The organism is Sanguibacter sp. Z1732, from assembly GCF_051020515.1.
Lineage (GTDB): Bacteria > Actinomycetota > Actinomycetes > Actinomycetales > Beutenbergiaceae > CALKWS01.
This window is the reverse complement of the sequence record NZ_CP194857.1, coordinates 914,758-926,944: the sequence shown is the minus strand read 5'-3', so window position 1 is coordinate 926,944 and position 12,187 is coordinate 914,758. Positions and strand designations below refer to the sequence as shown.

Sequence of the window (12,187 nt, the reverse complement as noted above, 5' to 3'; positions counted from 1 at the left end):
ACCTTGTCGGCAGGGCCAACCCGTAGCGGTCAGCGCTCTGACCTACCGGCCGCTCCACGTGAAGTCCGGGTCCGCCTCGTGCCACCGTGCCGCCACGAGTTCGGCCACCAGCACCTCGCTGAGCACCGCCAGCAGCGGGTCCTCATCCCCGGCGTAGCGCACCACGTGCGCGGCGCCGGGCAGGTCCGCTCCCACGGAGACGAACGTGGCACCGCGGTGCTCCAACCAGTCCAGGGCCTGGCCATCCCAGCGGGAACCGGCGAACAGCAGCACCCGGTAGTCCAGGGTGCGGGCCAGGTACAGGTCCACGTGTGCCCAGTCGCCGGTCTCACTGGCCCACGCCGGCCGGCGTGGTACCTCCCGCATCATCAACGCACCCTGCTGGGCACTGGCCAGCCGCTCGAGCGGGGCCAGCAGGAACGTGCCGTGGGGTCCCAGCAGCGTGCTGCTCACCTGCGGCAGCCAGGCCGGGGCCCCCTCGAGCAACTCGGCGTTGGCGCCGGCAGCCCGGCGAGCGCTCACCGCCGGCGCCACGGTCGGGGTGAACCCGTAGGTTCGCAACACCTCCGACAGCACCACGACCGTGTGCCGGAAGGTGCGGCAGGCCACGCCGGAGGCCTCCACCCCCGCGGTCAGGGGGACGAGGACGTCCGCCACCTCGGCGAGGGGGGAGTCGGTCTTGTTGGTCACCGCCACGAGCCGGCCGGTCCCGGCGTAACGGGTGACGGCGTGCAGTACCTCGGCGCTGCCGCCGGTGGCCGAGACTGCGATCACCACCAGGTCCGGCGCCGGGGGTGGGAGCAGCTCGGCGCTGGCCAGCGATACCTCCACCGCGACCCCCTGCGCGCGGGCGGCCTGAGCCACCAACCCGGCCGCGTAGGCGCTGGATCCCATCCCCAGCACCAGGACCCGGCTGGCCGCCGGAAGCAGGTCCACACCGGGCAGGCCCGCCTCGAGTGCCCCGGCAAGTGATTCCAGATGGTGCGGGACGAGGGCAAGGTCTTCGTGAAAGCGGGTGACGTCCATGGCACCATCATCCCCCGTAGCGGAAGGTCAGCGCGGTGTCGGCGGCGTACTGCCAGCGGGGCAGGTACGTGGCGGCATAGGTCAGTTCGCGCAACAGTTGCGCCACGATCAGCCCTTCCAGCGCTGCGGCGTCGAGGAGTCCGCAGGACTGTCTCGCCGCCAACTCGGCCCGGTAGGCGGCCAACACCTGTGCACGCCCGGCGCCGGCCCAGGTGCGCAGGGTCTGCTCCGCGCCGTCGCGTCGTCGCGCACACACTGAGGCCACCAGCTCCACCGAGGTGAGCAGATGGGCCACGTCCCGCGCCGCCAGGTCGCGACGGTGCTGCTGAGCCGCGGGCTGTTGCGGGTCACCGTCGAAGTCGATCACCCAGTAGCGCTCGTTCGCACGCAGCACCTGTCCAACGTGCAGGTCGCCGTGCAGGTGGATGGTGGGCGCGGTCAGGTCATCGGGGATGGTGTCCAGCACCTGCTCCAGGACGCCGCGGCGATCGCGCAGGCGCCGTCCGGCGTCGCCGCCGGTGACCGCCAAGGCCTCGGTGAGCGCGTCGTGTGCATCGGCGCGCACTCGTCTGCCATGGGCCGGTGGCCCTTGACCCATCCGGGCCAGGTCGGTATGCAGCCGGGCCGCGAGCGCTCCCAACTGTCGTGGCCAGGTGGGTTCGGGTCCGCCGTCCAGGTGGGCCAGCACGTCATCGACCGCCCAGGTCCACCCGTCGGTGGCGCCGGGAATGAGTTCGGTGACCATCGCCACGGTGGCCCGGCCCCGCGGGTGCACCCAGTCCAGCCGGCCCCGCAGCGCCGGTGTGACGCCCGAGCCGATCGAGGCCAGGTGGTCCAGGATCACCCCGGCCCGGTCGGCGCTGCCCCAGGCGTGGATCACCTTGACCACGGACTGCCCCACGGCGACCGACCAGTTGGTCATGTCCACCCCGAAATCGCGTTCGTCCGCGCCGGTGAGAGGTCGTGACCGGCCGGCGGACGACGGCGCAGGACCGGCCGCCGGCGCAGGACCGGCGGCGGACGGTCCGGTCGCGTTCTGGCCGGGCCGGGTGATCTCCACATGCCCCGGGGTGGCCGGCAGATCGGCCGCGCGGGCCTGGTCGGGCGGGGTGGGTGCTACGGAGGCGGCGCCTGCAGACGGCGCGGGTGCGTCGTCGTCGGCCGGCCCTGCCGTGATGGCATTCACCAGGTCCGCAGCCAGTCCGTCGCCGGCACGGGCCGGCACACCACGGGCGCTGAGCGCCTGCACCCGCGTCGTCCTCGTCCAGCGCCAGGCGCCCGTGCCGGGTCCTCACCACGTCCATGGGCCACAGCCTCTCAGGTCCCGCCCGCTGTCGGACGGGAGCAGGCGTTGACGCGCGTGGGGGCAGCGGCGACGTTCAAGCTCGGGCTAGGCTTGCGCAGCCAGGCGCACATCGATGAGGAGACCTCCGTGACAAGAGAATCCCTGACCTTCCTGTTCCTACCGGAGAGTGCCTACGGGCCGACGAACAACTGCATCGGGGTCGGTAAGGAACTGGTGCGCCGCGGGCACCGGGTGGTCTTCGCGTCGGAATCCTCTTGGGCCGGCCAACTCAGTCCGCACGGGTTCGTCGAGGACCTGGTGGACCTGGAGCCACCAGCGCAGGACGAGGCCGAGCAGGACGCGGGGGCATTCTGGAAGAACTACATCCAGGAGATCTCCCCGGAGTTCCTCAAGAGCACCCAGGAGCAACTGACCACCGTGAGTCGCCCGATCCTGGAGGCGCTGATCGAGGGGGTGAAGTACTCCGCACCGGCGCTGCGAGAGGTGGTCGAGCGTAACCAGCCCGACGTGACGATCCTGGACAACGTGCTCACCTTCCCCGCCCTGATGACCTCCCCGGCGAAGTACGTGCGGGTGGTCTCCTGCAACCCGCTGGAGGTTCCCGGGGAGAACATCGCCCCGGTGTTCTCCGGGTTGGGGCAGGACGACCGGGAAGGCTGGGCCACCTTCCGCGAGGCCTACGAGCGCTCCCACCGGGAGGTGTGGGAGGACTTCAACGCGTGGGTGCAGGAACAAGGTGCTCCGCCGCTGCCCTACCTGGAGTTCAGCCACGCCGGTGACCGCAACCTGTACCTGTACCCCGCCGAGATCGACTACACCGACGCCCGTCCGCTGGATTCGACCTGGTACCGGATCGACTCGGCGGTGCGCGAGACCGAGGCCGAGGCGGACATCCCGGCGCACTTCCTGGACGGATCCAAACCGCTGATCTACTTCAGCCTCGGCTCCTCCCTCGGGGGCGCCGACGTGGGGCTGATGCGCAGCGTGATCGCCGCCCTGGCCGAGACCGACTATCACATCATCGTCTCCAAGGGCCCGCTGCACGCCGAGATCGAACTCGCCGACAACATGTGGGGCGCGGAGTTCCTCCCGCAGACCACGATCATCCCGAAGGTGGACCTGGTGGTCACCCACGGCGGCAACAACACCGTCACCGAGTCGCTGCACTTCGGGAAGCCGATGGTGCTGATGCCGCTGTTCTGGGACCAGTACGACAACGCCCAACGCGTGCACGAGAAGGGCCTGGGACGGCGCGTGGACACCTACCGGGTGAGCGCCGCCGAACTGCGCCAAACGGTGGCGGACCTGCTGGCCGACACCGCGATGCGGGCCGAGGCCGAGCGCATCGGGGAGCGGATCCGGGCCCGGCGCGGCTTGCACAGGGCGGCGGACCTGCTGGTCGAGATCGGGCGGGAGGGTGTGGCGGAGCGAGCCGGCTCATGGCGTGCGCGAACCCCCGAGCCACCGGGCTCGTGAGAGGCTCGGCCCATGACTGACTCCGTCTCCACCGAACGGCCCTCGGCCGCCGCGGGCACACTCCTGGACCTGATCAACCCCGCCACGGGGGAGGTCACCCGCACGGTGCGCCTGTCCACGATCGACGACGTCGATGCCGCCGTGGCGAGCGCGGGTGCGGCGGCGCCGGACTGGGCCGGGCGAACCCCCTCCGAACGCGCGCGGGTGCTGTTGCGGCTCGCCGATGCGCTGGAGGCGCACACCGATGAACTGGCGGCGTTGGAGGTGGCCGAGACCGGTAAGCCGTGGACCGTGGTGGCCGAGGGGGAGATCCCGTTCGCCGCGGACAACCTACGCTTCTTCGCCGGGGCGGCCCGTTCCACCGACGGCACCGGGGCCGGGGTGTTCTCCGACGGGTACACCTCGATGATGGTGCGCCGCCCGGTGGGGGTGGTGGCCAGTATCGCCCCGTGGAACTTCCCGCTGGTGATGGCGGTGTGGAAGATCGGACCCGCACTGGCCGCGGGCAACTCGGTGGTGATCAAACCGGCCCCGTTGACGCCGAGCAGCACCGTTCGGATCGCCGAACTGGCCGCCGAGTGCGGGCTGCCCGAGGGGGCGCTCGGGGTGGTCGCCGGAGACGGTGATGTGGGCGCGGCGCTGGCCGGGCACGCCGGGGTGGACATGGTCAGCGTGACCGGGTCCACCCAGACCGGCAAGGCGGTGATGCGCGGGGCGGTCGAGGGCGTCAAACGGGTGCACCTGGAACTGGGCGGCAAGGCCCCGGCGGTGGTCTTCTCCGACGCCGACATCGCCCAGATGGCCCACGCGGTGGCGATGGGCGCCACCTACTCCACCGGTCAGGACTGCACCGCCGCGACCCGGGTCTACCTGCAGCGGGAGATCTTCGATCAGGGGGTCGATGCCCTGCGGGCCGTCATGGAAACCGTGGTGGCCGGGGACCCCCACGACCCAGCGACCCACATCGGACCACTGATCTCCGCCGCCCACCGGGAGCGGGTGCACGGCTTCGTCACTCGCGCGGTGAGCCAGGGGGGCGAGGTGCTCACCGGCGGGGAGCCGCTGGAAGGGCCGGGGTTCTTCTACCCGCCCACCCTGGTGGTCGGCGCCGCGCAGGACTCCGAACTCGTCCAGGGCGAGGTGTTCGGACCGGTGCTGGTGGCGCTGCCCTTCGACGATGAGGAGCAGGCGGTGGCTCTGGCCAATGACAGCGCCTACGGGCTGGCCTCCTCGGTGTGGACCTCCGATGTGGCCCGGGCGATCCGGGTCAGCCACCGGTTGGAGGTGGGGGTGACCTGGATCAACGACCACCTGCCGATCGCTTCGGAGGCCCCGCACGGGGGAGTGAAGGGGTCAGGCTTCGGCAAGGACATGAGCATCGAACCGGTGCTGGACTACTCGGTGACGCGGCACGTGATGATCCGGCACCAGGTGCCCCCGGAGACCACCGGGTTCCGGCCCGCCTGAGGCTCACCCGCGCCGGGCGCGGCGACCGGCCCCGGGTGAGCCCGCGAAGTGGTGCAGTGGGCCGTGGCCGGAGCCGACCTGGAGGTCATCGGCAGCGGCCAGGGCGGTGGTGAGCCAGGCCTTGGCCACGCGCACGGCGGACTCCCAGTCGCCCTCACGCTCGACCACCCGGGTAGCGATCGCCGAGGAGAGCGAGCAACCGGTGCCGTGGGTGTTGGGAGTGTCGATCCACGCCGAGGACACCTGGGTGACGCTGCCACCGGGCCAGACCAGCAGATCGGTGGCCCGTTCCCCGGGCAGGTGCCCGCCCTTGGCCAGCACGCTCACCCCGTACTTCCTGGCCACCTGGCGCGCCTGCGCCGTTGCCTCCTCCCAGTCCCCAGCGGTCTCGGTTTCGGCGAGCACAGCCAGTTCGGGGATGTTCGGGGTGATCAACCCGGCCCGTGCGATGAGGCCGGACAGCGCCCCGGAGGTATCGGCGTCCAGCAGTCGGTCTCCGCTGGTGGCCACCATCACCGGATCGAGCACCACGTAGGCTGCCGTGCTGCGCTCCAGCCACCCGGTGACCACCTCGATGGTGGCCGTGTTTGCCAGCATCCCGATCTTGACCGCATCGACCCGGATGTCCTCGCTGATCGCCTCGAGTTGGTCGACCAGGAACTGCGGTGGGGGGACGTGCACACCCCGGACCCCGCGGGTGTTCTGTGCGGTCAGCGCAGTGACCGCCGCCATGCCGTATCCGCCGTTGGCCGCGATCGACTTGATGTCCGCCTGGATCCCCGCGCCCCCGGAGGGGTCGGATCCGGCGATGGACAAGACGCGCGGAATGCTCATGCGCCGGCCTTGCCCGGGCCGGATCCTGCGGCGTCCCAGTCGGTACGCAGCCCCCGGGCCACCGTCTCGGGATCCGGCGCCGCACACAACGCCGAGACCACTGCCACCCCGCCGGCCCCGGCCCGCCGCAGCGGCCCGGCGTCCTCGGGCCGCACGCCGCCGATCGCCACGCACGGCAGCGGCGTCCGGGCGGCGAACCGGCCGAACCCCTCGATACCGAGCGCGTCCGGGTGGTCGGTCTTCGTCGTCGTCGGCCGGATCACCCCCACTCCCAGGTAGTCGACGGTGCCCCCGGGTAGGGCGGCGACGGCTTCTAGGTGCGCGACTGTATTGGCAGTGAGACCGACGATCGCCTCCGGTCCCAGTTCCGCACGGGCCGCGACCGCTGCGTCATCGAGTTGCCCCAGGTGCACCCCGTGCACCGGCAGGCCGCGGCTGCGTGCGGCGACGACGGCGTCGAGCCGGTCGTTGACGAGCAGGCGCGCCCGGCCATCGATCACCTCGGCGAGGTGCGTCAACTGACGCAGGTGATCGTCCAGGTCGGCCTCCTTGTCCCGCAGTTGCACGGTGTGCACCCCCCCGGCCACCGCGGCTGCCACCGTGGCGGGCACGCCGCGCGGTGCGCACAACTCGCGGTCGGTGACCAGGTAGATGCCCGGCTGCATTCAGGCCTCCTGCGGGTCCGGCGCCGGTGCCGCCAGCACCTCGACCCGAGCCTGCTCGATCACCTGCTCCGGGGTGATGCCGGCCAGTGCGTCCAGGAACGCGGGCAGGAACGTGCCCGGGCCGTGAGCGTCGGTGGCAGCCTGTTCGGCGGCGATGCCGTAGACCACGTGCGCGGCGGCTACCGCGGTCAGCGCGCTGGTGGTCCCACGGGCACCGAGCATCGCGGCGATGATCGAGCCGAGTGCGCAGCCGGCGCCGGTGATCCGGGTGAGCAGCGGGTGGCCGTTATCGACCCTGATGGCCGCTGACCCGTCGGTGATGAGGTCACGCGCACCGGAGACCGCCACCACCATCGAGGTCTCGCGGGCCAGGGCTGCGGCGACCGGGGCGGCTGTGTCGGTGTCGTCTGCGGAATCCACCCCGCGCCCACCGGCCCCGGCGCCTGCCAGTGCGATGATCTCCGAGGCGTTGCCGCGCACTGCCGTGGGCCCGGCGGCGAGCAGTTCGGCGGCGAAACCGGTGCGCAACGGCAGGGCTCCGATCGCCACCGGGTCAAGCACCCACGGGGTGCCGGCTTCGCTCGCGGCGCTCACCGCCGCCCGGCCGGCGTCGCGCTGCTGATGGGACAACGTGCCCAGGTTGATCAGCAGTCCGGAAGCCATCGGGGCGAACACCCCCGCCTCCTCGGCCGTGTCCACCATGGCCGGTGCCGCCCCGATCGCCAGTAACGCGTTGGCGGAGAAGTTCGTAGCCACGTGGTTGGTGATGTTGTGCACCAACGGGCTGTGCTCCCGCAGGGCTCGCAGCAGGTGCGCGGCCTGCTCTGTCACGTCGACCGCCTCCGGAAGGCCTACCGATTCGGTGTGACCGGAGACATCAGTCATGGACATTCCCTTCGCTAGTACGAACTAGTGCAGGTTCGACGGGTGTCATCTCAGCCGCGCGGTGGGCGGCACCCCGTGTCGTGATCTCCGAGTCTAACAACCCCACCCCGCAGAAGGTCGGGTCACCCCACACCGGCCGCCCCCCCGCCGCCACCCACGCCGCCCTCACCGCAACCACCACCGCCGAGGGCGACCCTGGCGGTCGAGGGCGAGTGGTAGGAACGTCGCCGTCGACCACAACGCTCGTTCTCGAGGGCGGCAGTGTGCCGGAATAGATCCGGTGGCGGTGATGTTTGTAGGGGTGTATATGCAAATGCATCGAGTTTCTTGAGAGGCCTGCACCATGCAGTTCGGAATCTTCAGCGTCAGTGACGTCACCACTGACCCCAGCACCGGTCACACGCCGAACGACACCGAGCGGGTACGGGCGATGATGACCATCGCCCAGCACGCCGATCAGGCGGGGTTGGACGTCTTCGCCACCGGTGAACACCACAACCCGCCGTTCGTGGCCTCCTCGCCCACCACGATGCTGGGCTACCTGGCCGGGACCACCAAGCACATCACGCTGTCCACCGCGACCACCCTGATCACCACCAACGACCCGGTGAAGATCGCCGAGGACTACGCCATGCTGCAGGTGCTCGCAGACGGCCGGATGGACCTGATGTTGGGCCGCGGTAACACCGGCCCGGTCTACCCCTGGTTCGGCCAGGACATCCGCCAGGGCGTGAACCTCGCGATCGAGAACTACGCCCTGCTGCGCCGCCTGTGGACCGAGGACGTGGTGGACTGGGACGGGAAGTTCCGCACTCCGCTGCAGGGCTTCACCGCCACCCCCCGCCCGCTGGACGGGGTGCCGCCGTTCGTGTGGCACGGCTCCATCCGTACCCCCGAGATCGCCGAGCAGGCCGCCTTCTACGGCGACGGGTTCCTGCACAACAACATCTTCTGGCCGATCGACCACACCAAGAAGATGGTCAGTTTCTACCGGAAGCGCTTCGAGCACTACGGCCACGGCAAGGCGGACCAGGCGATCGTGGGCCTGGGCGGACAGTTCTTCGCCCGGAAGAATTCCCAGGACGCGTGGAACGAGTTCCGGCCCTACTTCGACAACGCCCCGGTCTACGGTCACGGACCCTCGATGGAGGACTTCACCCGCGAGACCCCCCTGACCGTGGGTTCACCGCAGCAGATCATCGACCGCTACGCCACGATGCGCGAGCACGTGGGCGACTATCAGCGGCAGTTGTTCCTCATCGATCACGCCGGGTTGCCGTTGAAGACGGTGCTGGAGCAGATCGACATCCTGGCCGAGGAGATCGTGCCGGCGCTGCGCGAGATCAACGAGGCAGCCCGTCCCGCGCATGTCCCCTCGAACCCGCCCAGCCACGCCGACCGGGTGGCCCAGGTCGCCGAGGCCGGCACGTCCCAGGGCCAGCACGTGGCCGGCGAGGACCGCTGGACCGGCCGCCGAGCCGAGGACGACGTCGCTACCGCCGCCGCCGGCGCCGCCCAGCGTGGCGCCGCGTTCGGACTCTGAAGAAAGGACTCACCCCTGATGACTACCCGCACGATCGTCGCCATCTCCGGTGGCCTGAACAAGCCCTCCTCGACCCGGCTGCTCACCGACCGGCTGGTCGAGGCCGCCGTGAGTGAACTCAAGGCCCGCGGCGTCCAGGCGCAGGTGGAGGTCGTGGAACTGCGCGACCACGCCCACGACACCGTCAACGCGATGCTGTCCGGGTTCCCCTCCGGAGACCTCAAGGGAGTGCTGGAGCGCCTCGCCGCCGCCGACGGCGTCATCGCCGTCAGCCCGATCTACACCACCGGAGCGTCGGGGTTGTTCAAGTCCTTCGTGGACATCATCGAGAAGGAGGCCCTGACCGGGATGCCGGTACTGCTGGGGGCCACCGGCGGTACCGCGCGGCACTCCCTGGCGCTGGAGTACGCGATCCGGCCGATGTTCACCTACCTGCGGACCGACGTGGTCACCACCGCGGTGTTCGTCGCCACCGACGACTGGTCCGGTCAGGCCGACGACGTCAATCCGCTCCCGGCCCGGATCAGCCGGGCCGGTCGCGAACTCGCCGAACTCGTGGCGGCCCGGGACGAGACCCCCGGGCGACCTGTACGACGACGTCCCCTCCTTCGAGGCGATGTTCTCCAAACTCTGAGCAACGCTCAGCCGAGGTCCGTACCCGCCGCGGGCGCCTTATCGCACCGGGAATGGTGAGTACTGGTCGGCGGCCACGGCGGGGCGTATGGTCGAACCAGCACTCTCAAGGAGGTCACGATGACCCGCAGATGGCACCGCTGGCTACCGGCCGCAGTGGTCGGCGTCGTGATCGCGGGCGGGGTCGGGCTCGCGGCGCAGGCCGATTCGGCCGACCTGCCCGAGAAGTCACCCGAGGACGTCCTGACCATGGTGGCCGAGCACTCGGTGGAGGCATTCTCCGGGGAGTTCCAGACGAGCACCGAACTCGGACTGCCCGATCTGTCCGGCCTGGATGGTGCCTTCGGCCACGGGAACCGCGGCGGCATGCCGGCACCGGATCTCGCTGAGGATGCCGCACCGGAGCAGACCCAGGGCGCCGGTGATGAGAACGCCGGGCAGCGCGGCGGCTCCGGAGTGGGTGAGGTCCTGGAGTTGCTGACCGGCGAGCACACCGCACGGGTCTACGTCGACGGGCAGCAGGGGCGCATCCAGGTGCTGGACGATCTGGCCGAACGGAACGTGATCCGCACCGAGGAGGAGGTGTGGTTCTACGACTCCCGTGAGAATGCCGCCACCCACCTGGCGTTGCCGGCACCCGGCGACGAGGTGTGCCGCCCCGGCCAGGGGCCACACGGTTCCTGGTTCGACCACGGCGGCCAGCCGCCTGGCCCCGGGCCGGTCCCCACACCGGATGAGGTCGCCGCCGACGTTCTGCAGGCCCTGGAGACCGATACCGACGTCACCGTCGGCGCGGGCGAACGCGTGGCCGGGCGTTCGGCCTACACCCTGGTGCTGGCGCCCGGCAGCGAACACTCCCTGGTGGAGCAGGTGGCCTTGGCCGTCGACGCAGAGACGGGCTTCCCGCTGGGCGTCACCGTGCACGCCCGCGGCCAGGACGAACCGGGTTTCGGGCCCAGTACAGCGCGATCACGTTCGAGCCCCCCGATGCCACGCTCTTCGACTTCACCCCGCCCGCCGGGGCGAGCGTGGAGGAGGTGGAGCTCCCGCCGTGCCCGGAGGGGGCCGGGACCGGGGCACCCGAGAAGCCGGACGACCACGTGGTGATCGGGCAGGGTTGGGACGCGGTCCTGGTGCTACCGGTGGACGAATCCGGCGCACTGGATGATCCACTCGTGCGCGAACTCACCCAGGACACCGGCGCCGGGCGTCTGCTGTCCACAAACCTGCTGTCCGTGCTGGTAACCGACGACGGGCAGGCCCTGATCGGTGCCGTCACCCCGGAGTACCTGCAGTCCCTCGCCGGGTCGTGACCGAACTCGCCGTCCGCACCGAGGGCCTGACCAAGACGTTCGGTACGCACAAGGCCGTCGACGACCTCGACCTCGTGGTCCCGCGCGGAAGCGTGTTCGGGTTCCTCGGGCCCAACGGCTCGGGCAAGACCACCACGATCCGACTGCTGCTCGGGCTGGCCTCGGCCACGGCCGGCACCGCGCACGTGCTCGGGCACCACATGCCACAGGGCCTGGGTGAGGTCCTGCCACGAGTCGGCGCCCTCGTGGAAGGACCCGCGCACTATCCCTACTTGTCCGGTGCGGCGAACCTGCGGCGCCTGGATGCGGCCAACCCTGCCGCCCCGCCCCGCACCCGGGAGACCCGCGTGGCGGCGGCACTGGAGAAGGTCGGTCTGAGTCACGCCGGAACCAAGCGGGTGCGCGCCTACTCCCTGGGCATGAAGCAGCGACTCGGGATCGCCGGCGCCCTCCTGATGCCACGGGAACTGCTCGTGCTCGACGAACCGACCAACGGGCTGGACCCGCAGGGCACCCGGGAGGTGCGGACGCTGGTGCGGTCCCTCACCGGGGAGGGGGCGACCGTGCTGGTCTCCAGCCACCTGCTGGCCGAGGTGGAGCAGACCTGCAGCCATGTCGGAGTGATGAGCCGAGGCCGGTTAGTCGCCCAGGGCAGCCTGGCCGATCTGCAGGATCTGGGGCAGGCGCGGGTGCGGGTGGTCACGCCCGACCCGCAGTGCGCCCGCGCGGTGCTGTCCCGGATCGGACTGCGCACCTCCGACGACGAGGGACCGGGGACGGGGAACGCTGCGGACGCGGCGACCGACCTTGCGACGCCCCCGGTCTCCTCGACGCCGGAACGCGTCGCCGTCGTCACCGCCGTTCTGCAGGAGCGACACCTACCGGAGACCATCGCGGCCGAACTCGTCGCCGGCGGGGTACGGCTCAGAGGCTTCGGCGTCGTGCGCGAAACGCTCGAGGAGCGGTTCGTCGCGCTGACCGGGGAGGGGTTCGACGTTGCCGGGTGAGGCGATGGACGGGCGGAGCACGCCGACCACCG

12 protein-coding genes and 1 riboswitch are annotated in these 12,187 nt (G+C 70.9%); of the genes, 7 read left to right on the top strand and 5 right to left on the bottom strand.

Going from position 1 to position 12,187, the window contains the following annotated elements:
* Nucleotides 1–42 precede the first annotated feature (42 nt).
* Both ACRRRO_RS05020 and ACRRRO_RS05015 read right to left on the bottom strand, forming a co-directional pair.
* The gene (locus ACRRRO_RS05020) at nucleotides 43–1,026 is read right to left on the bottom strand and encodes an SIS domain-containing protein (protein WP_424796606.1); all 984 of its coding nucleotides are present in this window, start codon (nucleotides 1,024–1,026) and stop codon (nucleotides 43–45) included.
* 7 nt (nucleotides 1,027–1,033) lie between these two features.
* On the bottom strand, nucleotides 1,034–2,275 hold the full coding sequence (locus ACRRRO_RS05015; RefSeq protein ID WP_434081160.1) for a hypothetical protein: 1,242 nt from the start codon (nucleotides 2,273–2,275) through the stop codon (nucleotides 1,034–1,036).
* A 183-nt stretch (nucleotides 2,276–2,458) separates the two neighbouring features.
* Between ACRRRO_RS05015 and ACRRRO_RS05010 the strand changes: the two genes are divergently transcribed.
* Together ACRRRO_RS05010 and ACRRRO_RS05005 are read left to right on the top strand one after the other, a co-directional pair.
* Complete coding sequence (locus ACRRRO_RS05010; RefSeq protein WP_434081159.1) at nucleotides 2,459–3,808, top strand: nucleotide disphospho-sugar-binding domain-containing protein; 1,350 nt, start codon at nucleotides 2,459–2,461, stop codon at nucleotides 3,806–3,808.
* Between the two features lie 12 nt (nucleotides 3,809–3,820).
* Nucleotides 3,821–5,275, top strand: a complete 1,455-nt coding sequence (locus tag ACRRRO_RS05005) for an aminobutyraldehyde dehydrogenase (RefSeq protein WP_424796603.1) — start codon at nucleotides 3,821–3,823, stop codon at nucleotides 5,273–5,275.
* 3 nt (nucleotides 5,276–5,278) lie between these two features.
* Here the strand turns inward: ACRRRO_RS05005 and thiD are convergent, their stop codons facing one another.
* The 3 genes from thiD to thiM form a co-directional block, all read right to left on the bottom strand.
* A complete protein-coding gene (gene thiD, locus ACRRRO_RS05000; protein ID WP_424796602.1) occupies nucleotides 5,279–6,109 on the bottom strand; it encodes a bifunctional hydroxymethylpyrimidine kinase/phosphomethylpyrimidine kinase in 831 nt (276 codons plus the stop codon).
* Nucleotides 6,106–6,774 (bottom strand): thiamine phosphate synthase, encoded by a 669-nt coding sequence (gene thiE, locus ACRRRO_RS04995; RefSeq protein ID WP_424796601.1) that lies wholly within the window; start codon nucleotides 6,772–6,774, stop codon nucleotides 6,106–6,108. Before thiE ends, thiD begins: the two co-directional genes overlap by 4 nt.
* Nucleotides 6,775–7,659, bottom strand: a complete 885-nt coding sequence (gene thiM / locus ACRRRO_RS04990; protein WP_424796600.1) for a hydroxyethylthiazole kinase — start codon at nucleotides 7,657–7,659, stop codon at nucleotides 6,775–6,777. It abuts the gene before it with no gap.
* Nucleotides 7,648–7,745, bottom strand: a riboswitch (TPP riboswitch). It overlaps the preceding gene by 12 nt.
* Before the next feature lie 257 nt (nucleotides 7,746–8,002).
* Between thiM and ACRRRO_RS04985 the strand changes: the two genes are divergently transcribed.
* From ACRRRO_RS04985 to ACRRRO_RS04965, 5 genes are read left to right on the top strand one after another with little or no spacing between them, the layout of a single operon-like run.
* On the top strand, nucleotides 8,003–9,202 hold the full coding sequence (locus ACRRRO_RS04985) for an LLM class flavin-dependent oxidoreductase (protein ID WP_424796599.1): 1,200 nt from the start codon (nucleotides 8,003–8,005) through the stop codon (nucleotides 9,200–9,202).
* A gap of 18 nt (nucleotides 9,203–9,220) precedes the next feature.
* On the top strand, nucleotides 9,221–9,895 hold the full coding sequence (locus ACRRRO_RS04980) for a CE1759 family FMN reductase (RefSeq protein ID WP_434081158.1): 675 nt from the start codon (nucleotides 9,221–9,223) through the stop codon (nucleotides 9,893–9,895).
* Between the two features lie 60 nt (nucleotides 9,896–9,955).
* Complete coding sequence (locus ACRRRO_RS04975) at nucleotides 9,956–10,942, top strand: hypothetical protein (protein WP_434081157.1); 987 nt, start codon at nucleotides 9,956–9,958, stop codon at nucleotides 10,940–10,942.
* Nucleotides 10,939–11,148 (top strand): hypothetical protein, encoded by a 210-nt coding sequence (locus ACRRRO_RS04970; protein WP_434081156.1) that lies wholly within the window; start codon nucleotides 10,939–10,941, stop codon nucleotides 11,146–11,148. The genes ACRRRO_RS04975 and ACRRRO_RS04970 overlap by 4 nt, the downstream gene beginning before the upstream one ends.
* Entirely contained in the window at nucleotides 11,145–12,155 is a 1,011-nt protein-coding gene (locus ACRRRO_RS04965) for an ABC transporter ATP-binding protein (RefSeq protein ID WP_424796596.1), read from the top strand. The genes ACRRRO_RS04970 and ACRRRO_RS04965 overlap by 4 nt, the downstream gene beginning before the upstream one ends.
* Nucleotides 12,156–12,187: the final 32 nt, after the last annotated feature.

Bases quoted from the DNA above. Each gene is read 5' to 3' on its own strand.
- ACRRRO_RS05020 (WP_424796606.1), bottom strand. From the start codon at position 1,026: ATGGACGTCACCCGCTTTCACGAAGACCTTGCCCTCGTCCCGCACCAT.
- ACRRRO_RS05005 (WP_424796603.1), top strand. From the start codon at position 3,821: ATGACTGACTCCGTCTCCACCGAACGGCCCTCGGCCGCCGCGGGCACA.
- thiD (WP_424796602.1), bottom strand. From the start codon at position 6,109: ATGAGCATTCCGCGCGTCTTGTCCATCGCCGGATCCGACCCCTCCGGG.
- thiE (WP_424796601.1), bottom strand. From the start codon at position 6,774: ATGCAGCCGGGCATCTACCTGGTCACCGACCGCGAGTTGTGCGCACCG.
- thiM (WP_424796600.1), bottom strand. From the start codon at position 7,659: ATGACTGATGTCTCCGGTCACACCGAATCGGTAGGCCTTCCGGAGGCG.
- ACRRRO_RS04985 (WP_424796599.1), top strand. From the start codon at position 8,003: ATGCAGTTCGGAATCTTCAGCGTCAGTGACGTCACCACTGACCCCAGC.
- ACRRRO_RS04980 (WP_434081158.1), top strand. From the start codon at position 9,221: ATGACTACCCGCACGATCGTCGCCATCTCCGGTGGCCTGAACAAGCCC.
- ACRRRO_RS04975 (WP_434081157.1), top strand. From the start codon at position 9,956: ATGACCCGCAGATGGCACCGCTGGCTACCGGCCGCAGTGGTCGGCGTC.